Here is a 25,859-nt window from a genome sequence, read left to right as displayed (position 1 = left end):
TGTGGTGAGGCGTGTGTCAGCCGGGTATTCCGGCGGCGAGCAGTTCCACGAACCCGACGTCCTCCCTGGCGACGCCGAACACCTCGGCGCGCAGCAGGGTCCGCTCGGCCCAGGCGCGGTGCGGCTTCACCTCGTTCATCTTGTTCGTGTACGCCGACCTCATGACACCCCCGCCTCCGAGCTCCGGCCGCAGGATGTCCGCCGCGTCGCTGAACTCCTCGTGGCTGACGACCGACAGGGCGTGCACGGGGAGCACGTGCGAGGGGTGGATGCAGGTCTTGCCGAGCAGTCCGTTGGCCTGGTCGAGGGAGATCTCCCGCAGCAGCCCGTCCATGGCGTGCTCGATCAGTCTCTCGCGCAGCTCGACCGCCTGCACCTCAAGGAAGGGGCTCTGCCGCAACTGCGGCTTGAACATGCGCTCCGATGCCCGGAAGTACTCCCACACCGGCCCGGTCACCGTGAACCCGGTGCCGTCGGCGCGCCCCAGCATGTTCACCACGTCGGCGATCACGGAGGCGACGACCTGGACGTCGTAGGCGGTCATGTCGGGCGCCCGGCGCAGGCCGTAGGAGGAGCAGAAGTCGGTGACGCCGAGGCGCAGCGCGAGCACCCGGTCGCGGTACTTGTCGACCGCGCGGAAGATGCCCTCCAGGGTCTCCACGCGCGACTCCCGGTACAGCAGCTCCGGCGACTCCAGCACCGGCATGGCGAACAGCCGCCGCCCAATGGCCGCCGCGGCGCCCTGGAGCGCCTCCAGGAAGGGGACTCCGCGCTCCTCGGTGAACTTCGGCAGGACGAAACCGGACAGCAGCTCCACGGTGGGACCGAGGCGGCGGACCAGGTCGGGGATCTGCTCCGGGGTCCGCACGCGGATGAACAGCAGCGGGAGGTCGGTGTCCGCGCGGGCGGCCAGGTCGGCGAACTGGCGGACGAGGTTCTCCTCGCCCTCCACCACGTCCGCGTCGCCGATCGAGTCCTCCAGGCACAGCACCATCGAGACCACACCCCGACCGGCCTGCTTGACGATGTCGTCGGCGAGCCTGGGCCGGGTGGCCGGGCTGTAGAGCGTGGCGCCCAGGGCCGTGGAGAGCAGCCTGGCCGGGGAGTCGGCGGTGAACGCGACCGGCTCCCGGTGGAAGAGGCGCCGGCGCACCTCAGGGGCGATGTGCCCGAAATGACGCATGAATCTCCCCCGTGGTGACGTGAGTCGTGTGTGAAAGGTGGCGAAGTGTGGCCGGTAATAGTACGTAGAAAGCCATGTCGGGGGTTCCCGCAGGGCATGAATTCCTGGTAACCGGGCCCTGTCGACGACTGTTCGACGGGGGTCGTGTACCCGGTCGGCTTCGGGCCACCCCCGCGTTGTCGTGACCAGGACCGAGAGGGCAGGATGACCGCATGACGCACGCGATGCTGAAGGGGTCGAACGTCCCGCTGGAGGCCACCACGGTACGCGCCGTGCTGCGCTGGACTCCCGGGCAGGGGATTCCGGACGTCGACGCCTCGGCGCTGCTCCTCGGCCTCGACGGCCGGGTGCGCTCCGACGAGGACTTCGTCTTCTACAACCAGCCCCGGCACCCCTCGGGGAAGGTCTGGCGGCTGGGCAAGAAGCGCGTCGCCGAGCATCTGACCGACACGATCCAGACGGACCTCGGCGGGGTCGAGTCCGGTGTCGGGCGGATTCTGCTGGTGGCCTCGGCCGACGGGGTCGCCTTCGACCGGGTGCGTTCGCTGTGCATCCTGCTGTACGACGCGGCCGTCGCCGACGCGGAGCCGCTGGCCTCCTTCGAGATCAAGCCGGAGACAGGCCAGGAGACCGCGCTGATCTGCGGCGAGCTGTACCGGCGGGGCGAGGGCTGGAAGTTCCGGGCACTCGGCGAGGGCTACTCGAACGGGCTGAAGGGGCTCGCCACCGACTTCGGCATCTCGGTGGACGAGTCGGAGGAGTCGGACGCGCCGGAGCAGCCGGGCCCGCAGCCGCTCCCGCCCACGGCCGCCCAGCCGCTGCCGCCGGAGCAGCCGACGTACGCCCGTCCCCCGCAGCAGCCCCCGGCGACCGCGGCCGCACAGCCGGCCTACGGCTATCCGGAGCCCGCGTACGGCTACCCGCAGCAGCCCGCGCCCGCCGTCATCGCGGGGGCTCCGTCGGGCTACGGCTATCCCCAGCCGGTGACGACCGCGCCCGACCCGGATTTCCGGCTGCCGCCGCAGGGCCCGCAGTTCATCGGCCGCTGAGCCCGCCGCGCCGGCCGGGCGGGCCCGCGGCCCACGGCGGGACGGTCACCTGTCGGCCGTCGACTTGTAGCCGCGCCCCCACTGCAGCCCCCAGCCGTAGAGCCGGTCCAGCTCGGCCTGGAAGCCGTAGACGAACTTGACCTCGCGGCGGACGACCAGTTCGCCCTTCACGTTCTCGATCAGCACCACCGCGCACGACCGTGCCTGGGGGTGCCGCTCGTCGAGGCCGATCTCGATGCGCGGGCCGTTGCTCGGGTACAGGGTGACGATCGCATGGGTGCGGTCGAACGCTGGTGTCTGGTCGTAGATGTAGACGAAGACCAGGAGCCGCTTGATGGCGTCCCGGTGGTCGAGATTGACGTAGATCGTCTCGCCGGACGCGGACCCGAACCGGTCGTCGCCGCTGAGTTTCACGTACGGCGGTGAGTTCACGTCCCCCAGGAAGCCGCCGAGCGGCTGGACGACCCCCTTGGTGCCGTCGGCGAGCTCGTACAGGCAGCCGAGGTCGAGGTCGACGTTCACCATGCTCTGGCTGTGCCCCATCACCTCCGGCGGCTTGAGCGCCTTGAAGGGGTGCCGCAGCAGGCTCTCGCGGGCGGAGCCGCCGATGTCGGAGGTCCGCATCCGCCAGGTCAGGTTGACGCGCAGATGCCCGGTGGCCGCGCCCTGTTTGGTCAGCGACACCTGATGGTGCCGTTTGGTCAGCTCGATCGCGTTGGTCGCCGCGCTGCCCGAGTCGAAGTCGGCCACGCGCCCGCCCAGCAGCCCGTCGAAGAACCCCATGTCCTGCCCGCCCCCACCTTCACCCGCACATCGGCCCCGCACACATGCCGCGGGGCGGCCCGAGGACGTGTCCCCGTCGGCCGCCCCGCACAGAGCGTTCCCTCACCGGGAGGGCGGTCACACCCCGGAGGAGACCTCAGTCTTCTCGTCCGAGCCGGCCGCCTTTCCCCCGCCGTCCGCGAGCGCGCGGTTGCGGCGCACGGAGGACCAGAACGACCAGGCGATCAGCACCACGCCGACGAGGCCGGTGATCACCTCGTTGATCTGGTACTGGATGGTGACCATGAGGATCACGGCCAGCGCGCCGATCGCGTAGTGCGCGCCGTGCTCCAGGTAGACGTAGTCGTCGAGGGTGCCCTGGCGGACCAGGTAGACGGTGAGCGACCGGACGTACATGGCGCCGATGCCGAGGCCGAGGGCCATCAGGACGATGTCGTTGGTGATGGCGAAGGCGCCGATCACGCCGTCGAAGGAGAAGGACGCGTCCAGGACCTCCAGGTAGAGGAACATGAAGAACGCGGCCTGGCCGGCCAGGACGACCGCCGAGCGTTTCTTGCCGGTGCGCGCGGCCTCTTCCTCCTCCTCGTGCTCCCGCTCCTCCTCTTCCTCCAGCTTGTCCTCGAAGTAGCCGGAGAGACCGCCGACGATCATGTACGTGATCAGACCGGCGATGCCGGCGATCAGTACCGTCTGGGCCTTGTCGACGTGCGCGCCGCCGTGCTGGTGGGCGTGGGTGGCGAAGGTGAAGGAGGTGATCAGCAGGACGATCAGGGAGATGCAGACCGACAGCATGTCGACCTTGCCGAGCTTGGCCAGGGGCCGCTCGATCCAGCGCAGCCACTGGATGTCCCGGTCCTCGAAGATGAAGTCGAGGAAGATCATCAGCAGGAACATGCCACCGAACGCGGCGATCGCCGGGTGGGCGTCGGTCACCAGCTCCTGGTAGCGGACCTTGTTGTTCAGCGCCAGGTCGACGGCCTCGATCGGGCCCATCTTGGCGCTGATGGCGACGATCACGACCGGGAAGACCAGCCGCATGCCGAAGACGGCGATGAGCACGCCGACCGTGAGGAAGATCTTCTGCCAGAAGGCGTTCATCTTCTTCAGGATTCCGGCGTTGACCACCGCGTTGTCGAACGACAGCGAGATCTCGAGGACGGAGAGGATCGCCACGATGCCGAAGGCCTCCCACCCCCCGTAGAAGACCGCAGCGACCAGACCGAGCGCGGTGACCGCGAACGACCAGCCGAAGGTTTTCAGAAGCACTGGCTACCCCATCGTGTGTTGGGGGTCCCTCCCAGACGAATCTGGGGGAGGGTCTCCCCCGCGCCGTACCCGGCTTTACCCAACATTGACCCCGAGTCTAGAGGCGGAACCGCCGTCCGAGGGAGCTGGGGCCGCCCCGGACCGGAACCCGCGGCCCCGCGCGGCCGCCCCCGGAGAGCGGGGGCGCACCTCGGGCGCGGCGCGGCTCAGGAGACGTTGACCCCGAAGTCCAGGGCGATCCCCCGCAGTCCGGACGCGTACCCCTGGCCCACGGCGCGGAACTTCCACTCGCCCTGGTAGCGGTAGAGCTCGCCGAAGATCATGGCGGTCTCGGTGGAGGCGTCCTCGCTCAGGTCGTAGCGTGCGAGCTCCTGGCCGTCGGCCTGGTTGACCACGCGGATGAACGCGTTGCTGACCTGGCCGAAGGTCTGGCCGCGCTCGTCGGCCATGTGGATCGAGACCGGGAAGATGATCTTCTCGCACTGCGGCGGCACCTGGGCCAGGTCCACCAGGATCGACTCGTCGTCGCCCTCGCCCTCACCGGTGAGGTTGTCGCCGGTGTGCTCCACGGAGCCCTCGGGGCTCTTGAGCTGGTTGTAGAACACGAAATACTCGTCGCCCAGCACCCGGTTGGTACCGCCGCACAGCAGCGCGCTGGCGTCCAGGTCGAAGGGTGCTCCGGTGGTGGAGCGCGCGTCCCAGCCGAGCCCGACCATGACGTTCGTCAGGTTGGGTGCGGCCTTGGAGAGGGAGACATTGCCCCCCTTGGCGAGCGTGACGCCCATGATGCTGGTCCTCCCCGAGATGGTGCTGCTGTGGTTGTCCTGCGCGTCCGGCGCCGCACGCAAACCGTGCGACGCCGGACAGATGCGGTTTCGTGCCTCAGGCGCTCACGCCTCAGACGTTGACCCCGAAGTCCTGGGCGATGCCGCGCAGGCCCGAGGCGTACCCCTGGCCGATGGCGCGGAACTTCCACTCCGCGCCGTGGCGGTAGAGCTCGCCGAACACCATGGCGGTCTCGGTGGAGGCGTCCTCGCTCAGGTCGTAGCGCGCGATCTCCTGGCCGCCGGCCTGGTTCACGACGCGGATGAACGCGTTGCGCACCTGACCGAAGGACTGCTGGCGGTTCTCGGCGTCGTAGATGGAGACCGGGAAGACGATCTTCTCGACGTCGGCCGGCACCCCCGCGAGGTTGATCTTGATCTGCTCGTCGTCGCCCTCGCCCTCACCGGTGATGTTGTCGCCGGTGTGCTCCACGGAGCCGTCGGGGCTCTTGAGGTTGTTGAAGAAGACGAAGTGCTGGTCGCTGGCGACCTTCCCGGAGTTGTTCAGCAGCAGCGCGCTGGCGTCCAGGTCGAAGTCGGTACCGGTCGTGGTACGGACGTCCCACCCCAGGCCGACGACGACGGCCGTCAGTCCCGGGGCCTCCTTCGTCAGCGATACGTTGCCGCCCTTGCTGAGGCTGACTCCCACGAGTCCTCCATTGGTGTCCGGGGGCGGGGAGCCCCGTCGTGCATCGGATAGGGGATCAACGTGTCGATCCTAGTGACGGGTTCCCGCACCCCGCAGGCCCTGGAGCCGACGGATCAAAGGTGTCGGATCACAGGGTGCCGAGCGCCTTCACGTAGTCGTTCAGGTCGCGCGCGTCCGGCAGTCCGTTGACCACGGTCCACCGCACGACGCCCTCCTTGTCGATGATGAAGGTCCCGCGCACGGCGCAACCCTTGTCCTCGTCGAAGACGCCGTAGTCGCGCGAAGTGTTGCCGTGCGGCCAGAAGTCGCTCAGCAGGGGGTACTCCAGGCCCTCCTGCTCGGCGAAGACGCGCAGGGTGTGGATGGAGTCGTTGGAGACCGCGAGGAGCTGCGTGCCGTCGTTGACGAACGTCGGCAGGTTGTCGCGCAGGGCGCACAGCTCGCCGGTGCACACGCCGGTGAAGGCGAACGGGTAGAAGAGCAGCACCACGCTCTTCTCGCCGCGGTAGTCGGACAGGCGCACGGTCCTGCCGTGGTTGTCCTTGAGCTCGAAGTCGGGGGCCTTGTCGCCGACCTGGATCGCCATCGTCCTGGAATCCCTTCGGTGGGGCTGTTCGGGTGGGTCCACCCTACGCAGCGATCACCGGGAGCAGGCGGACGGGCCGGGCACGGGCCGGCCCGTCCGGCGTGCGGGGGCCGCGGCCCGAGCGGGCCGCGGCGGGGGTCCGGGGACGCCGGACCCCCTGGACGGTCACTTCTTGGACTTCGCGGCCTTCGGCGTCGCCAGCCTCGATCCGCTCCAGTCCTTGCCCACGCTGACGCTCTTGCTGGCCGTCAGACCCGCCGTGGTCGCGGCCTCCGAGATTTCGCTCGGCTCCACGTAGCCCGAACGGCCGGTCTTCGGCGTGAGGAGCAGGATGGCCCCGCCCTCCTCGATGTACGTGGTGGCGTCCACCAGCGCATCGGTCAGATCGCCGTCGTCGTCGCGGAACCACAGCACCACGGCGTCGGCCACGTCGTCGTAGTCCTCGTCGACGAGCTCGGTGCCGACGGCTTCCTCGATGGTCTCGCGGAGCTCCTGGTCGACGTCGTCGTCGTAGCCGATCTCCTGGACCACCTGCCCGGGCTGGAAGCCCAGCCTGACGGCCGGGTTAGTCCGCTCCTCCGCGTGGTCCGCGGTCGCGCTCACGGGTTGCCTCCTGATGGTGTTGCGTTATTGGGTCTTCAGCCACGCGCGTGCGCGAAGCATTGGCCGTAGTCCACACGGGCGGGCCGGATCGCGCAAGTACCCGGCGGTTCGGACCGCCGAAACGGTGACGATCCCGGCTGTGTCGCCGCAACTCCTGACACGGTATCGCGATCAGCGGTGACACACACCACACCCCTCTGCCCGGTTTGCGCCCTTGAGAACCCGGCGCGGATGGCCCATAGGACAGGAGTTCCCCGATTACCCCTCGGTAGAGATGACGTTTGCCTCTCGCGAGGTACACGATGGGGAACGGTGCAGGCACAGGCAGAGAAACCCCAGAATAGGGCAGCGAAACCCCCGAAAGACCAAGAAAAGTCGCCCTCTGACAGGTAAGGAACAGCGTGGCTTCCGGATCCGATCGAAACCCGATCATCATTGGCGGCCTTCCGAGTCAGGTTCCTGACTTCGATCCCGAAGAGACCCAGGAGTGGCTCGACTCGCTCGACGCCGCCGTCGACGAGCGGGGCCGCGAGCGGGCTCGCTATCTCATGCTCCGGCTGATCGAGCGCGCCCGGGAGAAGCGCGTCGCCGTGCCGGAGATGCGCAGCTCGGACTACGTCAACACGATCCCGACCAAGAGCGAGCCGTTCTTCCCGGGCAACGAGGAGATCGAGCGCAGAATCCTCAACGCGACACGCTGGAACGCCGCGGTGATGGTCTCCCGCGCCCAGCGCCCGGGCATCGGCGTCGGCGGCCACATCGCCACCTTCGCCTCCTCCGCCTCACTCTACGACGTCGGCTTCAACCACTTCTTCCGGGGCAAGGACGAGGGCGACGGCGGCGACCAGGTCTTCTTCCAGGGGCACGCCTCGCCGGGCATCTACGCGCGCGCGTTCATGCTGGACCGCCTGAGCGAGCGGCACCTCGACGGCTTCCGGCAGGAGAAGTCCAAGGCTCCCTTCGCGCTGTCCAGCTACCCGCACCCGCGTTCGATGCCGGACTTCTGGGAGTTCCCCACGGTCTCCATGGGCCTCGGCCCGATCGGCGCGATCTACCAGGCCCGGATGAACCGCTACATGCAGGCGCGCGGCATCGCGGACACCTCCCGCTCGCACGTGTGGGCCTTCCTCGGCGACGGCGAGATGGACGAGCCGGAGTCGCTCGGACAGCTGTCCATCGCCGCCCGCGAGGGCCTGGACAACCTGACCTTCGTGGTCAACTGCAACCTCCAGCGCCTGGACGGCCCGGTGCGCGGCAACGGCAAGATCATCCAGGAGCTGGAGTCGGTCTTCCGGGGCGCCGGCTGGAACGTGATCAAACTGATCTGGGACCGCACCTGGGACCCGCTGCTGGCGCAGGACCGGGACGGCATCCTGGTCAACAAGATGAACATCACGCCGGACGGCGCGTTCCAGACCTACGCCACCGAGTCCGGCGCCTACATCCGCGAGCACTTCTTCGGCGACGACCACCGGCTGCGCGCGATGGTCGAGAACATGACCGACGACCAGATCCTGCACCTGGGCCGCGGCGGTCACGACCACCGCAAGATCTACGCCGCGTTCAAGGCGGCCGTCGAGCACAAGGGCCAGCCGACGGTCATCCTGGCCAAGACGATCAAGGGCTGGACGCTCGGCCCGAACTTCGAGGGCCGCAACGCCACCCACCAGATGAAGAAGCTGACGGTCGACGACCTCAAGCGCTTCCGGGACCGGCTGCACCTGCCCATCCCCGACCGGGACCTGGAGTCCGGCGCGCCGCCGTACTACCACCCCGGCCGGGACTCGGAGGAGATCCAGTACATGCACGACCGGCGCAAGTCGCACGGCGGGTACGTCCCGACGCGTGTCGTGCGCTCCAAGCCGCTGACCCTGCCGGACGACAAGACGTACGCGTCCGTGAAGAAGGGTTCGGGCCAGCAGTCCATCGCGACGACCATGGCCTTCGTCCGGCTTCTGAAGGACCTCATGCGGGACAAGGAGCTCGGCAGGCGGTTCGTCCTGATCGCGCCGGACGAGTACCGCACCTTCGGCATGGACTCGTTCTTCCCGAGTGCGAAGATCTACAACCCGCTCGGTCAGCAGTACGAGTCCGTCGACCGCGACCTGCTGCTGGCGTACAAGGAGTCGCCGACCGGGCAGATGCTGCACGACGGCATCTCCGAGGCGGGCTGCACGGCATCGCTGATCGCGGCGGGCTCGGCGTACGCCACGCACGGCGAGCCGCTGATCCCGGTGTACGTCTTCTACTCGATGTTCGGTTTCCAGCGCACCGGCGACCAGTTCTGGCAGATGGCCGACCAGTTGTCACGCGGTTTCGTCCTGGGTGCGACCGCCGGACGCACGACCCTGACCGGTGAGGGTCTGCAGCACGCGGACGGCCACTCGCAGCTGCTCGCCTCGACCAACCCGGCGTGCGTGGCGTACGACCCGGCGTACGGCTACGAGATCGCGCACATCGTGCAGGACGGCCTGCGCCGGATGTACGGCGGCGACGAGGAGCACCCGCACGGCGAGGACGTCTTCTACTACCTCACCGTCTACAACGAGCCGATCCAGCAGCCGGCCGAGCCGGCCGGCGTCGACGTCGAGGGCATCCTCAAGGGCGTCCACCGGATCGGCGTGGGCACCGCGGGCGAGATCCCGGCGCAGATCATGGCCTCGGGCGTGGCCGTCCCGTGGGCCCTCGAGGCGCAGCGGATCCTCGCCGAGGAGTGGAACGTGAGGGCCGACGTCTGGTCGGCGACCTCCTGGAACGAGCTGCGGCGCGAGGCCGTGGCGTGTGAGGAGCACAATCTGCTGCACCCGGAGGAGGAGCAGCGGGTGCCCTGGGTGACGCGGAAGCTGAGCGGGGCCGAGGGGCCGTTCGTGGCCGTGTCCGACTGGATGCGGTCGGTGCCGGACCAGATCGCGCGGTGGGTGCCCGGGACGTACCAGTCGCTGGGCGCCGACGGCTTCGGCTTCGCGGACACCCGCGGGGCGGCGCGGCGGTTCTTCCACATCGACGCGGAGTCGGTCGTGGTGGCCGTGCTGACGGAGCTGGCGCGCGAGGGGAAGGTCGACCGCTCGGTGCTCAAGCAGGCCGTGGACCGCTACCGGCTGCTCGACGTGACGGCGGCGGACCCCGGTACGGCGGGAGGCGACGCGTAGGAGGTTTCCGGCGGGACCGGCCCGGGGCCGGGGCGCGGCGCGCGCCCCGGCCCCGGGCCGCCGGACGGGCGGTGGGGCCGACGGCTCCGCCGCCCTTGCCAGTGTTCGTTTCCTTACGATGCGGCCATGGAGCAAGACTCGGCGCAGGCCCGTTGGGAACGGCGCACGCAGCGACCCCTGCTGGCCCTCGCGGTGGCGTTCGCCGCCGCCTACGCGGTGCCGATCGTGGACAGCGCGGCGAGCCGGTCCGTGACGACCGCGTGCACGGTCGTGGAGTGGGTGGTGTGGGGGGCGTTCGCCGTGGACTACCTGGTGCGGCTCTCGCTGACCGGGCGGCGCCGGGAGTTCGTCCGCCGCAACTGGCTGGACCTGTGCGCGGTGGTGCTGCCGCTGCTCCAGCCGCTGCGGCTGCTGCGGGTGGTGGCGACGGTGCTGCTCGTCGGACGGCGGGCGCGGCTGGCCGAGCAGGTCCGGCTGACGACGTACGTGGCCGGGGCCGTGGTGGGGCTGCTGATGTTCGGTTCGCTGGCCGTGCTGTCGGTGGAGCGGGACTCGCCGAACGGGAACATCAAGACGCTGGGTGACGCGGTGTGGTGGTCGTTCACCACCATGACGACCGTGGGATACGGGGACCACGCGCCCACGACCGGGCTCGGCCGGATGCTGGCCGTCGGGCTGATGCTGTCCGGGATCGCCCTGCTGGGTGTGGTGACCGCGAACATCGCCGCCTGGTTCATCTCCCGGTTCGAGAAGGACGACGTGGAGGAACGGCGTCAGACGGCGGCGATCGAGCGGCTGGCCGAGGAGGTGCGGGAGCTGCGGGCGCATGTGGCCGCGCTGACCACGCAGGTGGGCCCCCGGCCGACCGCCGGGGGCCCGTCCCGCACCGCGCCCGGGTCAGAACATGCCGCTGCCCGGGCCGGCCGCTCCGGCGAGCCAGAGGATCGCCAGAAGCGTGTCGATGGCGCCCAGAACGAGGGCGACCAGGGCCGGTACCGAACGGTCTCCCGTCCAGCTGCGGCCCATCGCGAGCCAGCCGCAGACGACCGCCGCCGGGCCGAGGATGATCCCCAGCACGAAGAATCCGGCGATCGCGCAGACGACTCCGATGATTCCGAGCGTCGCGCGATCCGGCCCGTTCCGTGACCACGTACGGCTACGTGAACGGGGGTGCCCGCGCGTTCCGTGTCCGAAGCCCGCCATCATCAACTCCTCGAACCCCTGGCCGAGTTGGTGTTCCGAAGGGGTTCACGGAATCGGGTACCCCGGTTCCGCCGGGCAAGTCACCCACTTCTCGCGCTTCTTCGCGGGCTCCGGCCGAGGGGGATTCCGCTGCCTGCGCGCTGCCCCCCTCCGGCAGCGCGCCGCAGCCGGTCGCCCTCCCTCCCCTGCGGAGGACATGACCCACTGTGACCCGCGGCGCGCGGCCGGGGCGAGCGGTCTTCGGCGGAGTCACCCTGATGGGGGAACCGGGCCGATCCGCCCCGCGGGGACCGGCCCGGACCGGCCGTCAGACGTGGCCGACGCCCGCGCCCGCCTCGGCGTTCTCGCCGCGCTTGGTGAGCAGCGCGACCAGGACCGCCACGGCCGCGACCCCGGCGGCGACCAGGGAGGCGAGGCTCATCCCGGAGACGAACGTGTCGTGCGCGACCGACGTGATCTTCACGGCGAACGCCTCGGGCGTGCCCTGGGGCACCGGGGCGACACCGACCTGGACCGCCTCGGAGGCCTGGTCGAGCTGGGCCGGGGTGAGCGGCGGGAGTCCGGCGTCCTTCCAGTTGCCCGCGAGGTCGTTGTCGACCTTGGAGGCCATCACGGCGCCGAGCACGGCGGTGCCGAGGCTGCCGCCGATCTGCATCGCGGCCTGCTGAAGACCGCCGGCCACACCGGAGAGCTCCATGGGCGCGTTGCCCACGATGACCTCCGTGGCGCCGACCATGACCGGCGCGAGGCCGAAGCCGAGCAGGGCGAACCAGAGCGACATGGTGGCGCTGCCGGTGTCCGCTTTGAGCGTGGACATGCCGTACATGGCGACCGCGGTGGCGACCATGCCTCCGGCGAGCGGGATGCGCGGGCCGAGCTTGGTGATCGCGAAGCCCGCGAGCGGGGAGCCGACGATCATCATGCCGGTGAGCGGCAGCAGGTGCAGACCGGCGTCGATCGGGCTCATGCCGTGCACGTTCTGCAGGTAGAAGGTGACGAAGAACAGGCCGCCCATGAAGGCGATGGCCATCAGGACCATCAGGACCACGCCCGCGGACAGCGGGACGGAGCGGAACAGCGTGAGCGGGACGAGCGGCTCGCTCACCCGTGTCTCCCAGAAGGAGAACAGGGCGAAGCCCAGGACGGACACACCGAGGAACGCCCAGGTCCGGCCGTCGCCCCAGCCCCATGCCGGCGCCTTGATGAGCGCCCAGACCAGGCAGAACATCGCGCCGGACAGCAGGGCGATGCCGAGGAGGTCGAAGGAGCGCGGCGCCTTGGCCGCGCGGTGGTCGGTCAGGATCAGCAGGCCCAGGAGCAGGGCGAGGGCGCCGACCGGCACGTTGATGAAGAACACCGACTGCCAGTTGACGTGCTCGACGAGGACACCTCCGAGGATCGGGCCGCCCGCGGTGGAGGCGCCGATGACCATGCCCCAGATGCCGATGGCCATGTTGAGCTTCTCGGCCGGGAAGGTGGCCCGCAGCAGGCCCAGCGCGGCCGGCATCAGCAGCGCGCCGAACAGGCCCTGGAAGACGCGGAAGGTGACGACGGCGGCGATGCTGTGGGACAGGCCGATGGCCCCCGAGGCGGCGGCGAAGCCGGTCACGCCGATGAGGAACGTCTGCCGGTGCCCGAAGCGGTCGCCGAGCTTGCCCGCGGTGATCAGCGCGACCGCGAGGGCGAGGAAGTAGGCGTTGGTGATCCACTGCACGTCGGCGAAGCTGGCGTGCAGGTCCTTCGCGATCGCCGGGTTGGCGATCGCCACGATGGTGCCGTCGAGGGCCACCATCATGACCCCTACGGCGACGGTGATCAGGGTGAACCACGGGTGGCCGCGCAGTCCCCCGGCCGGAACGGGGTCCGACGGGGCGGCCGGCGCCCGGTCCCCCGGTCCCGTCGTGTCGATGGTGGTCTGACTAGTCATGCGTTCGAGGCTAATGTCAGCGACTGACAGTTGACAAACGAGTTCACTAGTCGGTTACTGACATGTCACCCCCGTATAGGCTGAACAGGGGAAACACTGGGACTCCGAGATCCGGGAGACGCATGGAGAGGGCGGGGACCGCCGAGGCGGCACCGCGGCCGGGACTGCGCGAGCGCAAGAAGCGGCGCACCCGGGACGCGCTGCTGCGCGCCGCGCTCGAACTGTTCACCACCCAGGGGTACGAGCGGACCACGGTCGACGAGATCGCCGAGGCGGTCGACGTCTCGCAGCGCACCTTCTTCCGCTACTTCGCCGGCAAGGAGGAGGTCGCCTTCGCCGTGCAGGAGATGGTGGAGGCCCACTTCGTCGAGTCGCTGCGCACCCGCCCGCCCGGGGAGGCCCCGCTGGAGGCGCTGCGCGGGGCCGTGCTGGAGGGCTGGGACACGATCAGCGACGCGGTCGGGGCGGTCGTGCCGGTGGAGCTGTACCTGCGCATGTTCCGGGTGATCGAGTCGACGCCCGTCCTGCTCGCCGCGCACCTGCGCCGCTCGGCGGAGACCGAGGAGCAGATCGCGCGGCTGCTCGCCGAGCGCGAGGGGCTCGACGTGGCCGCCGATCCGCGGCCGCGGCTGGCGGTGGCCGTCTTCGGAGCGGTGATGAGGGTCACGGGCCGCCAGTGGAGCACGCGCGAGGACGCCGGACTGGAGGCGATCCGGGCGCTCACGGCCGCGTACCTCGACCAGGTGGGACCCGCACTGACCGGGAACTGGCGTACGACCGGCCGACCTTGACGCGGGGTCCGCTCCACCGATCTTGAACTGGTGCACGGATGACCGATCTTGGACTGATGTACGGACTGAGAAGCTTGTCACTCCGGCCCAAACGTGATCCCCGTCACTGGATTCACGCGAGACCCTCCCGTTCTCCTAGTGTGTCCTTCCAGTGACTTCCCTCGACACCTCCCCGCCCCTGAACGTCTGGCGTGCGCTGCTCGCCCTGGCCGTGGTCTTCGTGATGCTCGCGACCACCGGCTGGACCGCCGTGCGCAGCCACCGCGGGAGCGCCGCCGTCCAGGCCTCCGTCTCCGCCTGGGAGCACGGGCGCCTGCACGGCCACCGGCTGCCGGACCCGGAGGCGTCATCGGCCCGGCTCACCCGGTTCTTCGCGTCACTGACCGCCCGGGACGGCGCGCGGCTCGCCCACCGCTATCCGCTCGCGGTCGGAAACATGAACGGCGCTCCGGTGCGGCTGCGCTACCAGGCGAACCGGGAGGCACTGCGCCAGGCGCGCGCGGACGAGCTGGCCCGGATGCACGACGCCCGGCTCACCTCGGCCGGACAGCAGGACGCGGGCCGCCGGATGCACCGCTACACCGCGCTGCTCGACCAGGGCCGGCAGATCCTCGCCTTCGACCCCGAAGGGTCGGGCCGGGTCGCCGAGGTCTTCGGCGATCTGCAGCGGGCCGACCGGGTCTCCGTCATCGTCCCCGGCGTCGACACCGACCTGCTCTCCTTCCAGAAGAGCTACCGCCCCTACTCGGCGCCGGTCGGCATGGCGAAGTCGCTCTACCGCGCCGAGCGCACGGCGCGGCCCGGGACGCGTACGGCGGTGATCGCCTGGGCCGACTACACCGCCCCGAGCGGGCTCGGCGTCGACGCGGCCACCGCGATGCGCGCCGAGGAGGGCGCCGTCCGGCTGAACGCGCTGCTGCGCGGACTGCCCGGCCGCTCGCCGGTGGCGCTGTTCTGCCACAGCTACGGCTCGGTGGTGTGCGGGGTGGCCGCGCGCTCACTGCCGCAGCGGGTGTCCGACGTGGCGGTGGCCGCCAGCCCCGGTATGCGGGTCCGCGACGCCGCGCAGCTGCGCACCTCCGCCCGGGTCTGGGCGATGCGCGACGCCACCGACTGGATCCAGGACGTGCCGTACCTGGAGCTCGGCGGACTCGGCCACGGCGCCGACCCGGTCTCCTCGGCCTTCGGCGCGCGGGTGCTGTCGGCGCACGGGGCCGTGGGACACGCCGGCTACTTCGAGCCGGGCACCGCCAGCCTGACCAACTTCGCCGAGATCGGGGTCGGGGCGTACGACTCGGTGCGCTGCGCCCGTGACGACGACGGGTGCCGGGCCGATCTGCCCGGCACGGCGAAGGCCGGACGCGCGTAGAGACAGCAGGAACTGCGGTCCGCGCGAGGAGGGACGAAGACGCTCGTGCCGCCTACGATGAGCCGCATGGGTGACGTGCTGGCCGGATTTCATGCTGCCTGGGAGTTCGAGTCCGATTCCGTGCTCATCCGCTACGAACGGGGGATTCGAACACCGAAACTCTTCCAGGTACTCGGTGAGCGCCGGATCCCGCTGGCCGCCCTCGCGGACGTGACGCTCACCCCGGGCAGACGCGGGACCGTGGTGCTGCGCGCCGAACCCAGAGCGGGCGCCGACCCGCTGATGGAGGCGGCCGCGGGACAGCTCAAGGAGGGCTGCGACCCCTACCGGCTGGTGCTGCCCGCCGAGCGCGAGACGCTCGCCGAGTACTACGCCGACGAACTGCGCGCGCACCTCACCGGCGCCGGTCCCGCCGAGCGCCATCTGGTGGCCGCGCCCGAGACGCCGCTGCGGTTCAAGGCGTACGACGGGAAGGCGTCCTTCGACGGCACGGCCGTGCGGTACCGGTGGTCGTGGACCGGGGCGTCGTCGGAGAAGTGGAAGGCCGGCGACCAGAGCTTCCCGGTCACCGGCCTGGGCGGGGTGGAGTGGCGCTCCCCCGAGGTCTTCGAGGGACATCTGCGGCTGCTGCCCCGCGACGGGGGCGCCGCGCCGCCCCCGCAGCCGGACCGGGATCCGGCAGCGGTGGTGTTCGGGCTCGGATACGGCCCGGTGCACGAGTCGCTGCCGTTCGCCGCGGCGGTGCTGGCGGCGGTGCGGGCGAACGGGCCGGCCACCCCGGCCCCGGTGCCGGTCCCGGCGGGGCGCCGCGATCCGGCCGACATCGCCGAGCGGATCCGGCACCTCGGCGAGCTGCACCGGGCGGGGCTGGTGACGGACGAGGAGTTCTCGCTGAAGAAGGCGGAGCTGCTCTCGGAGCTGTAGCTCCGCCTCCGCCTCCTGCGGCCCCCGGCCTGCTCCCGGCCGCTCGAACCGGCTGCTCCCGGCTACTCCCGGCCGCTCGAACCGGCTACTCCCGGCCGCTCGACGCGAACGACATGTCCGGGTAGCGGGTGCCCACGACCTTCGCCGCGATCGGCTCCAGCAGCGCCAGCTCCTCGCCGGTCAGGACGATCCGGGTCGCCGCCACGTTCTCCTCCACCCGGTGCGGCTTGCGGGTGCCCGGGATCTGGACGACCGGCAGCCCGTGCACGGCGGACCGCTGCTGCACCCAGGCCAGCGCGACCTGCGCCGGCGAGACGCCGTGCGCCTCGGCGACGGCGCGGACCGGCTCCAGCAGGGCCGCGTTCGCCGTGGCGTTCTCGCCCTGGAAGCGGGGCATCGTCCGGCGGAAGTCGTCGCTCGTCAGCTCCTTCGCGGCGTCGGTGAAGCCGCCGGTCAGGAAGCCGCGGCCGAGCGGCGAGTACGGCACCAGGGCCACGCCCAGCTCACGGGCCGCCGGCACGACGTGCGCCTCGATGTCCCGGCTGAACAGCGACCACTCCGACTGCACGGCGGCGATCGGGTGCACGTCCTGCGCCGCCCGCAGCTCGTCGGCCGTGACCTCGCTCAGGCCCAGGTGCTTGACCTTGCCCTCGCGGACCAGCTCGGCCATGGTCCCGACGCTCTCCTCGATCGGGACCCGCACATCGCGCCGGTGCATGTAGTACAGGTCGATCACGTCGACGCCGAGGCGCTTCAGGCTCGCCTCCACGGCCTGGCGGATGTACGGCGGGTCGTTGCGGATGATCCGCTTCGTCGGCTCGTCCGGCGGGATCGTCAGGGCGAACTTGGTGGCGATCACGACCTCGTCCCGGTGCGCGGTGAAGAACGGCGACAGGAACCGCTCGTTCTCGCCCGCGCCGTACGCGTCCGCCGTGTCGAAGAGCGTGACGCCCAGTTCCAGGGCCCGCTCCAGGGTGGCGCGCGACTCCCCGGCGTCCGACGGCCCGTAGGCGAAGCTCATGCCCATGCAGCCGAGGCCCTGGACACCCACCTCCGGTCCGTGGTCGCCGAGCCGTACCGTCGGGATCCTGCTGTCGCTCATGGAGTCCTCTCCGCTGTGTGCGGACGTCCGGCGTCCGCGTAGAAACCGATCTTCCGGTCCAGTACCGCGACCGTGTCCTGGAGTTCGGCGATCCGGGCCAGGACGTCCCGGCGGGTGGCCTGGAGCAGCTCGAAGCGCTCGGCGTAGGTGCTCTCGCCCGCGCGCACCAGCTCGGCGTACCGGACCATGTCGGCGACCGGCATACCGGTCAGCCGGAGCTTGCCGACGAGGTCGAGCCAGTCCAGGTCGCGGTTGGTGTAGCGGCGCTGGCCGGTGTGCGAGCGGTCGACGTGGGCCATCAGCCCGATCCGCTCGTACCAGCGCAGGGTGTGGGCCGTCAGGCCGGTGAGGGCGACGACCTCGCTGATCGTGTAGCCGTCCTGCCCGTCGGGGCGGGGGTGCCGCGGGCGCGGGGCGGCGCAGAGGTCGCCCCCGTCGGCGGCCGGCTCCGCGCCCTCCCCGGTCGCCTCGCGGGCCGCGGCCGTGGTCTGCATCACCGTCATGGCCTCCACGCTAAAACCTTGGAGCGCACTCGAAGCAAGCGAAACCGGTGAGAAAAGCACAGGACGCGCCGCCGCCGCGGTGGCTACCGTGCGGCCCATGAGTCTCGTACGACGTGCCCTGCCCGAGGACGCCGGCGAAGTGCTGCGGCTGCGCCAGGTGATGCTCGACTCCGTGTTCACGGCCGACGGGTCCACCGGCTGGCACGCCGAGTCCCTGCCCGCCCTGCGGGTCCGGCTGGCCGAGCCGGACGGCGACTTCGTGGCCTTCGTCGTCGACCACCCGGAGCGCCCGGGGGCGCTGGCCGCGCTGGCGGCGGGGGCGCTGGAGTACCGGATCGGGCGGGCGGAGAACCCGCGCGGCCGGGTGGGGCACGTCTTCAGCGTGGCGACCGACCCGGACGTCCGGCGCCGCGGGTACGCGCGCGGGTGCATGGAGAGCCTGCTGGACTGGTTCCGCGAGCGCGACGCCCGGCAGGTCGACCTGAACGCGTCGGCCGAGGCGGAGCCGCTGTACGCCTCGCTGGGCTTCGTGCGCAAGCCCGACCCCTCGATGCGCCTGGCGCTGTGAGCCGCATAGGCTCGGCGTCATGTCGTTGAACAGCTTGGCGTCGATCGAGAACTGGCCGGTTCCCACCGCCGCGGCGGGTGTCGTACGGGCCGACGGGACGGTCCTCGGGACCCACGGCCCGGCCGGGCGGCGCCTCCCGCTCGCCTCGGTCACCAAGCCGCTCGCCGCCTACGCGGTGCTCGTGGCGTACGAGGAGGGGGCGATCGAGTTCGACGAGCCGGCCGGGCCGCCCGGAGCGACGGTCCGCCATCTGCTCGCGCACACCTCGGGCCTGGCCTTCGACGAACACCGGGTGACGGCCCCGCCCGGGGAGCGGCGGCTGTACTCCAACGCCGGGTTCGAGCAGCTCGGGGACCATGTCGCCAAGGCGACGGACATCCCCTTCGCCGAGTACCTGCGCCAGGCGGTGCTGGAACCGCTGGGCATGACGGCGACGACGCTGGACGGCTCCCCGGCGAAGGACGGCGTCTCCACGGTCGACGACCTCCTCCGCTTCGCCGCCGAGATCCAGGCGCCACGGCTGCTGGACCCGCGGACGGTCGCGGAGGCGATGACGGTGCAGTACCCGGGCACCAAGGGCGTCCTGCCGGGCTACGGCCACCGGAACCCGAACGACTGGGGCCTCGGCTTCGAGATCCGCGACGCCAAGTCCCCGCACTGGACCGGCGCTTCGTCCTCCCCGCGCACCTTCGGTCACTTCGGCCAGTCCGGCACGTTCCTGTGGATCGACCCGGACGCGCGGGCGGCCTGCGTGGCGCTGACGGACCGGGCGTTCGGGCCGTGGGCGGTCGAGGCGTGGCCGCCGTTCACGGACGCGGTCCTGGCCGAGCTGCGCTAGTGCCGGGCGTCGCGAGCCGGTGAACCTTTCCTAGGCCCGCGCCGCCATCTCCCAGGCGAGCAGCTCGGCGTCGGTCTCGGCGTCCGCCTCCAGGTCCTTCGCGTCCGTGATGCGGGCCGCGTCCCCCGGGCCCAACCGCTCGCCGCCGAGCCGCACTTCGCCGCGTACGACGTGGACGTACACGTATGCCCCGTCCGGCACCGCCGTCCGCTCGCCCGCCGACAGCCGCCGGACGTGGAGCATGGCGGCCGCCTCCGGCACCGCGTACGGCGTGGAGTCGGCGATGCCGTGGACGATCTCGTAGCAGGGGTCGCCGCCGGGCTCCAGCGGGGCCAGCCACATCTGCACGAAGGAAAGCGGCGCCGTGCCGTCGTTGCGCTCCACGTGGCGGACGCCGCCCGCGGAGCTGAGCCGCTGCACGTCGCCGGGGCGGACCACCGTCTCGTGGCCCGTGGAGTCCCGGTGGGTCAGCTCGCCCTCGACCACCCAGGTGACGATCTCGGTGTGGCTGTGCGGGTGCTCGTCGAACCCGGCGCCGGGCGCGAGGCGTTCCTCGTTGCAGGCGATCACCGCGCCGAAGCGGAGGTTGTCCGGGTCGTAGTGCGGGCCGAAGGAGAAGGCGTGCCAGGACTCGATCCCGGCCGCCGCCTCACCGCCCTCGAAGCGCTCTGCCGCGCGCCGTACATCCATCACGCACCCAACGGTATCCCCGCGTCCCGGACCTCCGTGGTGACCCGGCGGCACGCGCCCGAGTCCCGATAAGGCAGTCTTGTCCCCGTGCCCGAACCCGAATCAAGCAAGCCCGGCCCCGCCGCGCACGGCATCCATACGCACGCCGCGACCCTGAGGCGGCTGGAGAAGTCCTCCGGATCTCTCGCCGCCCAGGCCATCGCGCGCATGGACGAGACGCTGCCGTGGTACCGGGCCATGCCCCCGGAGAACCGTTCCTGGATCGGGCTGGTCGCCCAGGCGGGCATCGCCGCCTTCACCGAGTGGTTCCGGCACCCCGACGCCCCGCAGGCGATCTCCACCGATGTCTTCGGGACCGCGCCGCGGGAGCTGACCCGGGCGATCACGCTGCGGCAGACCGTGGAGATGGTGCGCACCACGATCGAGGTCATGGAGTCCGCCATCGACGAGGTGGCGGCTCCCGGGGACGAGTCGGTGCTGCGGGAGGCGCTGCTGGTCTACGCCCGCGAGATCGCCTTCGCCACCGCCCAGGTCTACGCCCAGGCCGCCGAGGCACGCGGCGCCTGGGACGCCCGGCTGGAGTCCCTCGTCGTCAACGCCGTCCTGTCGGGCGAGGCGGACGAGGGGGCCGTCTCGCGCGCCGCCGCCCTCGGCTGGAACTCCCCGGAACACGTGTGCGTGGTGCTGGGCACCGCCCCGGACGGCGACTCCGAGCTGACCGTCGAGGCCATCCGGCGGGCCGCCCGTCACGCCAAGCTCCAGGTCCTCACGGGCGTGCTCGGCGACCGGCTGGTCGTCATCGCGGGCGGCAGCGACAACCCGCTCGCCGTCGCCAAGTCGCTGATCGGCCCGTACGCCGCCGGCCCCGTCGTGGCCGGCCCGATCGTGGCCGACCTGCTGGCCGCGACCCGGTCCGCGCAGGCCGCGGCGGCCGGGCTGAAGGCATGCTCGGCCTGGCAGGACGCACCGCGGCCGGTGCTGGCGGACGATCTCCTGCCGGAGCGCGCGATCGCCGGTGATCCGAGCGCCCGCGAGCAGCTGGTGGAGGAGATCTACAGACCGCTGGAGGAGGCCGGCTCCGCACTGCTGGAAACGCTCAGCGTCTATCTGGAGCAGGCGAGCAGTCTGGAAGGCGCGGCCCGGATGCTCTTCGTTCACCCGAACACCGTGCGCTACCGGCTCCGACGTGTGACTGACGTCACCGGCTGGTCACCCTCCGATGTACGATCCGCCTTCACACTGAGGATCGCGCTGATCCTGGGGCGTCTGGCCGATGGAGATCCTCAGGCCTAAGGTTTTGTCGGAGGCCCACAAAACCCCTTCGTGTTCTTCGTCCCTGTCCCCACGGGCGGCCGTGCCCGTCCCCAAGAGAGAGTGTGAGAGTGCTCGTACTCGTCGCTCCCGGCCAGGGCGCCCAGACGCCCGGCTTCCTGACCCCCTGGCTCGAACTCCCCGGTGCCGCCGACCGCGTGGCCGCCTGGTCGGACGCCATCGGACTGGACCTCGCCCGTTACGGCACCCAGGCCGACGCGGACGAGATCCGCGACACGGCCGTCGCCCAGCCGCTGCTGGTCGCCGCCGGACTCCTGTCGGCCGCGGCACTCGGTGACATCTCGCCGGGCGCGGTCGCCGGCCACAGCGTCGGCGAGATCACCGCCGCCGCCTTCGCGGGCGTCCTCGACGACGTCTCCGCGCTGACCCTGGTGCGCAAGCGGGGTCTGGCCATGGCCGAGGCCGCGGCGATCACCGAGACCGGGATGTCGGCGCTGCTCGGCGGCGACCCCGAGGTGTCCGTCGCGCACCTGGAGAAGCTGGGCCTGACCCCGGCGAACATCAACGGCGCGGGCCAGATCGTCGCCGCGGGCACGCTGGAGCAGCTCGCCGCGCTGGCCGAGGACAAGCCCGAGGGGGTGCGCAAGGTCGTCCCGCTGAAGGTGGCCGGCGCCTTCCACACGCGCCACATGGCCCCCGCGGTCGACCGGCTGGCCGAGGCCGCCCGGCAGCTCACCCCGGACGACCCGAAGGTCGCCTACGTCTCCAACAAGGACGGCGGGGCCGTCGCCACCGGCGCCGAGGTGCTCGACCGCCTGGTGGGCCAGGTCGCCAACCCGGTCCGCTGGGACCTGTGCATGGAGACCTTCAAGGGGCTCGGTGCCACCGCGCTCGTCGAGGTGTGCCCCGGCGGCACGCTCACCGGTCTCGCCAAGCGCGCGCTGCCCGGCGTGAAGACGCTGGCGCTGAAGTCCCCCGACGACCTCGACGCGGCCCGCGAGCTCATCGCCGAGCACACCCGCGCCTGACGCCCTAAGGAGCCGACCGATCATGTCGAAGATCAAGCCCAGCAAGGGTGCCCCGTACGCGCGCATCCTGGGCGTGGGCGGCTACCGCCCGACGCGGGTGGTGCCCAACGAGGTGATCCTCGAGACGATCGACTCGTCCGACGAGTGGATCCGTTCGCGCTCCGGCATCGAGACCCGGCACTGGGCGTCGCCGGAGGAGACCGTCGCGGCCATGTCGGTCGAGGCCGCCGGCAAGGCGATCGCGGACGCCGGGATCGACGCCGAGCAGATCGGCGCCGTCGTCGTCTCGACCGTCTCGCACTTCAGCCAGACCCCGGCCGTCGCCACCGAGATCGCCTACAAGCTGGGCACGGACAAGGCCGCCGCCTTCGACATCTCGGCCGGCTGCGCGGGCTTCGGCTACGGCCTCACCCTCGCCAAGGGCATGATCGTCGAGGGCTCGGCGGAGTACGTGCTGGTCATCGGCGTCGAGCGGCTGAGCGATCTGACCGACCTGGAGGACCGGGCCACGGCCTTCCTGTTCGGCGACGGCGCGGGCGCGGTCGTGGTGGGCCCCTCGCAGGAGCCCGCGATCGGCCCGACCGTGTGGGGCTCCGAGGGCGACAAGTCCGAGACGATCAAGCAGACCGTCCCGTGGGACCGCTTCAGGATCGGCGACGTGTCCGAGCTGTCGCTGGACAGCGAGGGCAACGTCAAGTTCCCCGCGATCACGCAGGAGGGCCAGGCGGTGTTCCGCTGGGCCGTGTTCGAGATGGCGAAGGTCGCGCAGCAGGCGCTGGACGCGGCCGGGATCAGCCCGGACGACCTGGACGTCTTCATCCCGCACCAGGCCAATGTGCGGATCATCGACTCGATGGTGAAGACCCTGAAACTGCCGGAGCACGTCACGGTCGCCCGTGACATCCGCACCACCGGCAACACCTCGGCCGCCTCGATCCCGCTCGCGATGGAGCGGCTCCTGGCGACCGGGGAGGCGAAGAGCGGCGACACCGCGCTCGTCATCGGCTTCGGGGCGGGTCTCGTCTACGCCGCGACGGTCGTTACCCTCCCCTAGGCACTCCGTGCCGGATCATGCGTCCGGTACGGACACGCACCAACCTGCCGCTGCCGCGGCGGGCGCCACACCATCTGGATATCTACGAAGGAGCGCCGACATGGCCGCCACTCAGGAAGAGATCGTCGCCGGTCTCGCGGAGATCGTGAACGAGATCGCCGGGATCCCCACCGAGGACGTCCAGCTGGACAAGTCCTTCACCGACGACCTGGACGTCGACTCGCTGTCCATGGTCGAGGTCGTCGTCGCCGCCGAAGAGCGCTTCGACGTCAAGATCCCGGACGAGGACGTCAAGAACCTCAAGACGGTCGGCGACGCGACCGACTACATCCTCAAGCACCAGGGCTGATCGACCGATCACCTGGGCTGAGACCCCAGGCCCCGGCCGGTCTCCCGGCCGGCGCCTCGGGCCACCTGCCCCGCCACCCGGCGGTGGCGCCGCTGAATCCTCGTATCCGTTGGAGAAAGAATTCCCGTGAGCCCGACCAATCGCACCGTGGTCGTCACCGGTATCGGCGCAACCACACCGCTGGGTGGCGACGCGGCCTCCACCTGGGAGGGTCTGGTCGCCGGTCGTTCCGGCGTCAAGGCCCTGGACCAGGAGTGGGCCGCGGAGCAGGCCGTCCGCATCGCCGCCCCCGTCGCCGTGGAGCCCACCGAGGTCATCCCGCGGCCGCAGGCGCGCCGTCTGGACCGCTCCGCGCAGTTCGCGCTGATCGCCGCCCAGGAGGCCTGGAAGGACGCCGGCTTCGACGGCCGGGCCGGTGAGGACCCGGCCATCGACCCGGACCGGCTCGGCGCGGTCATCGCCTCCGGCATCGGCGGCGTGACGACCCTGCTGGACCAGTACGACGTGCTCAAGGAGAAGGGCGTCCGCCGCGTCTCCCCGCACACCGTGCCCATGCTGATGCCGAACAGCCCGTCCGCGAACGTGGGCCTGCTGGTGGGCGCCCGTGCGGGCGTGCACACGCCGGTCTCCGCCTGCGCGTCGGGCGCCGAGGCCATCGGCTACGCCATCGAGATGATCCGCACCGGCCGCGCCGACGTCGTCGTCGCGGGTGGCACGGAGGCGGCGATCCACCCGCTGCCCATCGCCGCGTTCGGCAACATGATGGCGATGTCCAAGAACAACGACGACCCGCAGGGCGCCTCGCGTCCCTACGACGTGGCCCGCGACGGCTTCGTCATGGGCGAGGGCGCCGGCGTGATCGTCCTGGAGTCCGCCGAACACGCCGCCAAGCGCGGCGCCCGCGTCTACGCGGAGGCGGTCGGCCAGGGCATCTCCGCCGACAGCCACGACATCGTGCAGCCGGAGCCCGAGGGCCGCGGCATCTCGCACGCCCTGCAGAACCTGCTGGAGCGCACCGGCCTGGACCCGGCCGAGATCGTGCACGTCAACGCGCACGCCACCTCGACGCCGGCCGGTGACATCGCCGAGCTGAAGGCGCTGCGCAAGGTCTTCGGCGACGACGCCGACCACATGGCGGTCTCCGCGACCAAGTCGATGACCGGTCACCTGCTCGGTGGCGCGGGCGGCGTGGAGTCCGTGGCGACCGTGCTGGCCCTGTACCACCGGGTCGCGCCGCCGACCATCAACGTCGAGAACATCGACCCCGAGGCCGAGGCGAACGCGGACGTGGTCCGCGGCGAGGCGCGGAAGCTGCCCGTGGAGGGACGGATCGCCGCGCTGAACGACTCGTTCGGGTTCGGCGGCCACAACGTGGTGCTCGCGTTCCGCACGGTCTGAGACACATCCCCGCACGCGGAAGGGCCCCCACCGGACGGTGGGGGCCCTTCCGCGTGTCCCGGGGGATCACACCACCTGGTGCAGCCAGCGGACCGGCGCGCCCTCGCCGGCGTACCGGAACGGCTCCAGCTCGTCGTCCCAGGGCTTGCCCAGGAGCTTGGCGATCTCCGCCTCCAGGTCCGTCTCACCGTGCTGGGACCGCGTCAGCGCGGCGCGCAGCCGGTCCTCGGGGATCAGGATGTCGCCGTGGATGCCGGTGACGGCGTGGAAGATGCCGAGGTCGGGGGTGCAGCTGTAGCGCTCGCCCTCGGCGGTGGGGCAGGGTTCGGCGGTCACCTCGAAGCGCAGCAGGTGCCAGCCGCGCAGCGCGGAGGCGAGCTTGGACGCGGTGCCGGCCTGGCCCTGCCAGGAGAACTCCGAACGCCAGGTGCCGGGCGCGGCGGGCTGCCGGATCCAGTCGAGGTTGACGCGCGTGCCGAGCACCCCGGCGACGGCCCACTCGACGTGCGGGCACAGCGCGCGCGGCGCGGAGTGCACGTACAGAACTCCACGTGTCGTCACCTGGACCTCCGGGCTGAGCGGGACGTGTTGCGGGCGGGCGGACGGCGGCGGCCTGAGGGCCACGTTGATGGCGAGGCTACCGTGCGGCGGCGCAAGGAGTGTGACGTACCGTCGGTCCGGGGGCCGGGAAACGTCCGCCATTCACCCGGGGGGACGCTTGTACGGGTGCGTGTCGCGGCGCCGGGAACCC

At 71.2% G+C, this 25,859-nt stretch carries 25 protein-coding genes and 1 pseudogene; 13 read left to right on the top strand and 13 right to left on the bottom strand.

The genetic code is table 11. The annotated features are described in order from the left end of the window. Positions 1–16 precede the first annotated feature (16 nt). Entirely contained in the window at positions 17–1,183 is a 1,167-nt protein-coding gene (locus ACIQ9G_RS02730) for an HpcH/HpaI aldolase/citrate lyase family protein (protein ID WP_403605217.1), read from the bottom strand. A gap of 212 nt (positions 1,184–1,395) precedes the next feature. Here ACIQ9G_RS02730 and ACIQ9G_RS02725 point away from each other — a divergent pair, with 212 nt between their 5' ends. Continuing rightward, the gene (locus tag ACIQ9G_RS02725) at positions 1,396–2,232 is read left to right on the top strand and encodes a TerD family protein (protein WP_403605214.1); all 837 of its coding nucleotides are present in this window, start codon (positions 1,396–1,398) and stop codon (positions 2,230–2,232) included. 45 nt (positions 2,233–2,277) lie between these two features. Here ACIQ9G_RS02725 and ACIQ9G_RS02720 read toward each other — a convergent pair whose 3' ends face one another. From ACIQ9G_RS02720 to ACIQ9G_RS02695, 6 genes are all read right to left on the bottom strand, one after another. Continuing rightward, on the bottom strand, positions 2,278–3,015 hold the full coding sequence (locus ACIQ9G_RS02720) for a Tellurium resistance (RefSeq protein ID WP_403605211.1): 738 nt from the start codon (positions 3,013–3,015) through the stop codon (positions 2,278–2,280). Positions 3,016–3,132: 117 nt separating this feature from the next. Beyond that, a complete protein-coding gene (locus ACIQ9G_RS02715; protein WP_403605208.1) occupies positions 3,133–4,281 on the bottom strand; it encodes a DUF475 domain-containing protein in 1,149 nt (382 codons plus the stop codon). A 206-nt stretch (positions 4,282–4,487) separates the two neighbouring features. Beyond that, entirely contained in the window at positions 4,488–5,066 is a 579-nt protein-coding gene (locus tag ACIQ9G_RS02710; protein WP_392193083.1) for a TerD family protein, read from the bottom strand. Between the two features lie 112 nt (positions 5,067–5,178). After that, the gene (locus tag ACIQ9G_RS02705) at positions 5,179–5,754 is read right to left on the bottom strand and encodes a calcium homeostasis/redox stress adaptation protein (protein ID WP_356185605.1); all 576 of its coding nucleotides are present in this window, start codon (positions 5,752–5,754) and stop codon (positions 5,179–5,181) included. A gap of 127 nt (positions 5,755–5,881) precedes the next feature. Continuing rightward, positions 5,882–6,340: a peroxiredoxin gene (locus ACIQ9G_RS02700; protein WP_403605204.1), complete on the bottom strand. Its 459-nt coding sequence runs from the start codon at positions 6,338–6,340 to the stop codon at positions 5,882–5,884. A 165-nt stretch (positions 6,341–6,505) separates the two neighbouring features. Beyond that, positions 6,506–6,943 carry a DUF3052 domain-containing protein gene (locus ACIQ9G_RS02695; protein ID WP_403605201.1) on the bottom strand — a complete coding sequence of 146 codons (438 nt, stop codon included), beginning with the start codon at positions 6,941–6,943 and terminating at the stop codon, positions 6,506–6,508. Between the two features lie 401 nt (positions 6,944–7,344). Here ACIQ9G_RS02695 and aceE point away from each other — a divergent pair, with 401 nt between their 5' ends. Next, entirely contained in the window at positions 7,345–10,092 is a 2,748-nt protein-coding gene (gene aceE / locus ACIQ9G_RS02690; protein ID WP_403605198.1) for a pyruvate dehydrogenase (acetyl-transferring), homodimeric type, read from the top strand. Positions 10,093–10,218: 126 nt separating this feature from the next. Then, positions 10,219–10,938, top strand: a pseudogene (locus ACIQ9G_RS02685) (potassium channel family protein); the annotation flags it as partial. Positions 10,939–10,989: 51 nt separating this feature from the next. Here ACIQ9G_RS02685 and ACIQ9G_RS02680 read toward each other — a convergent pair. Beyond that, positions 10,990–11,298 (bottom strand): small hydrophobic protein, encoded by a 309-nt coding sequence (locus ACIQ9G_RS02680; protein ID WP_403605195.1) that lies wholly within the window; start codon positions 11,296–11,298, stop codon positions 10,990–10,992. Positions 11,299–11,602: 304 nt separating this feature from the next. Next, entirely contained in the window at positions 11,603–13,222 is a 1,620-nt protein-coding gene (locus tag ACIQ9G_RS02675; protein ID WP_403605192.1) for an MFS transporter, read from the bottom strand. Positions 13,223–13,344: 122 nt separating this feature from the next. On the opposite strand from ACIQ9G_RS02675, the gene ACIQ9G_RS02670 reads away from it, so the two are divergent. The 3 genes from ACIQ9G_RS02670 (at position 13,345) to ACIQ9G_RS02660 (ending at position 16,306) form a co-directional block, all read left to right on the top strand. Then, positions 13,345–14,013, top strand: coding sequence for a TetR family transcriptional regulator (locus ACIQ9G_RS02670; protein ID WP_403605189.1), 669 nt, complete (start codon positions 13,345–13,347; stop codon positions 14,011–14,013). Positions 14,014–14,164: 151 nt separating this feature from the next. Further along, positions 14,165–15,382, top strand: coding sequence for an alpha/beta hydrolase (locus tag ACIQ9G_RS02665; RefSeq protein ID WP_403605186.1), 1,218 nt, complete (start codon positions 14,165–14,167; stop codon positions 15,380–15,382). 66 nt (positions 15,383–15,448) lie between these two features. Beyond that, the gene (locus ACIQ9G_RS02660; RefSeq protein WP_403605183.1) at positions 15,449–16,306 is read left to right on the top strand and encodes a DUF4429 domain-containing protein; all 858 of its coding nucleotides are present in this window, start codon (positions 15,449–15,451) and stop codon (positions 16,304–16,306) included. An 85-nt stretch (positions 16,307–16,391) separates the two neighbouring features. On the opposite strand, the gene ACIQ9G_RS02655 is transcribed toward ACIQ9G_RS02660, so the two are convergent. Continuing rightward, the gene (locus tag ACIQ9G_RS02655) at positions 16,392–17,408 is read right to left on the bottom strand and encodes an aldo/keto reductase (protein ID WP_403605180.1); all 1,017 of its coding nucleotides are present in this window, start codon (positions 17,406–17,408) and stop codon (positions 16,392–16,394) included. After that, positions 17,405–17,911 carry a MerR family transcriptional regulator gene (locus ACIQ9G_RS02650; RefSeq protein WP_403605177.1) on the bottom strand — a complete coding sequence of 169 codons (507 nt, stop codon included), beginning with the start codon at positions 17,909–17,911 and terminating at the stop codon, positions 17,405–17,407. Before ACIQ9G_RS02650 ends, ACIQ9G_RS02655 begins: the two co-directional genes overlap by 4 nt. A 97-nt stretch (positions 17,912–18,008) precedes the next feature. Between ACIQ9G_RS02650 and ACIQ9G_RS02645 the strand changes: the two genes are divergently transcribed. Together ACIQ9G_RS02645 and ACIQ9G_RS02640 are read left to right on the top strand one after the other, a co-directional pair. Continuing rightward, complete coding sequence (locus tag ACIQ9G_RS02645) at positions 18,009–18,479, top strand: GNAT family N-acetyltransferase (protein ID WP_403605174.1); 471 nt, start codon at positions 18,009–18,011, stop codon at positions 18,477–18,479. 19 nt (positions 18,480–18,498) lie between these two features. Beyond that, complete coding sequence (locus tag ACIQ9G_RS02640; RefSeq protein WP_403605171.1) at positions 18,499–19,317, top strand: serine hydrolase domain-containing protein; 819 nt, start codon at positions 18,499–18,501, stop codon at positions 19,315–19,317. A gap of 30 nt (positions 19,318–19,347) precedes the next feature. Here the strand turns inward: ACIQ9G_RS02640 and ACIQ9G_RS02635 are convergent, their stop codons facing one another. Beyond that, positions 19,348–20,007, bottom strand: a complete 660-nt coding sequence (locus tag ACIQ9G_RS02635) for a pirin family protein (protein ID WP_403606741.1) — start codon at positions 20,005–20,007, stop codon at positions 19,348–19,350. A gap of 87 nt (positions 20,008–20,094) precedes the next feature. On the opposite strand from ACIQ9G_RS02635, the gene fasR reads away from it, so the two are divergent. The 5 genes from fasR (at position 20,095) to fabF (ending at position 25,108) form a co-directional block, all read left to right on the top strand. Next, on the top strand, positions 20,095–21,300 hold the full coding sequence (gene fasR, locus ACIQ9G_RS02630) for a fatty acid biosynthesis transcriptional regulator FasR (protein ID WP_403605168.1): 1,206 nt from the start codon (positions 20,095–20,097) through the stop codon (positions 21,298–21,300). Positions 21,301–21,389: 89 nt separating this feature from the next. Next, on the top strand, positions 21,390–22,307 hold the full coding sequence (locus tag ACIQ9G_RS02625; protein ID WP_403605165.1) for an ACP S-malonyltransferase: 918 nt from the start codon (positions 21,390–21,392) through the stop codon (positions 22,305–22,307). A gap of 22 nt (positions 22,308–22,329) precedes the next feature. Then, positions 22,330–23,361 (top strand): ketoacyl-ACP synthase III, encoded by a 1,032-nt coding sequence (locus ACIQ9G_RS02620; RefSeq protein ID WP_403605162.1) that lies wholly within the window; start codon positions 22,330–22,332, stop codon positions 23,359–23,361. Between the two features lie 100 nt (positions 23,362–23,461). Further along, the gene (locus ACIQ9G_RS02615; RefSeq protein WP_135785772.1) at positions 23,462–23,710 is read left to right on the top strand and encodes an acyl carrier protein; all 249 of its coding nucleotides are present in this window, start codon (positions 23,462–23,464) and stop codon (positions 23,708–23,710) included. 126 nt (positions 23,711–23,836) lie between these two features. Next, entirely contained in the window at positions 23,837–25,108 is a 1,272-nt protein-coding gene (gene fabF / locus ACIQ9G_RS02610; RefSeq protein WP_392193069.1) for a beta-ketoacyl-ACP synthase II, read from the top strand. A 66-nt stretch (positions 25,109–25,174) separates the two neighbouring features. On the opposite strand, the gene ACIQ9G_RS02605 is transcribed toward fabF, so the two are convergent. Continuing rightward, positions 25,175–25,669 carry a DUF3145 domain-containing protein gene (locus ACIQ9G_RS02605; RefSeq protein ID WP_356185528.1) on the bottom strand — a complete coding sequence of 165 codons (495 nt, stop codon included), beginning with the start codon at positions 25,667–25,669 and terminating at the stop codon, positions 25,175–25,177. Positions 25,670–25,859: the final 190 nt, after the last annotated feature.

It is taken from the genome of Streptomyces sp. NPDC096152 (genome assembly GCF_044763235.1).
Lineage (GTDB): Bacteria > Actinomycetota > Actinomycetes > Streptomycetales > Streptomycetaceae > Streptomyces.
The sequence above is the reverse complement of the archived record's forward strand: the minus strand, read 5'-3'. Positions and strand labels throughout refer to the sequence as shown.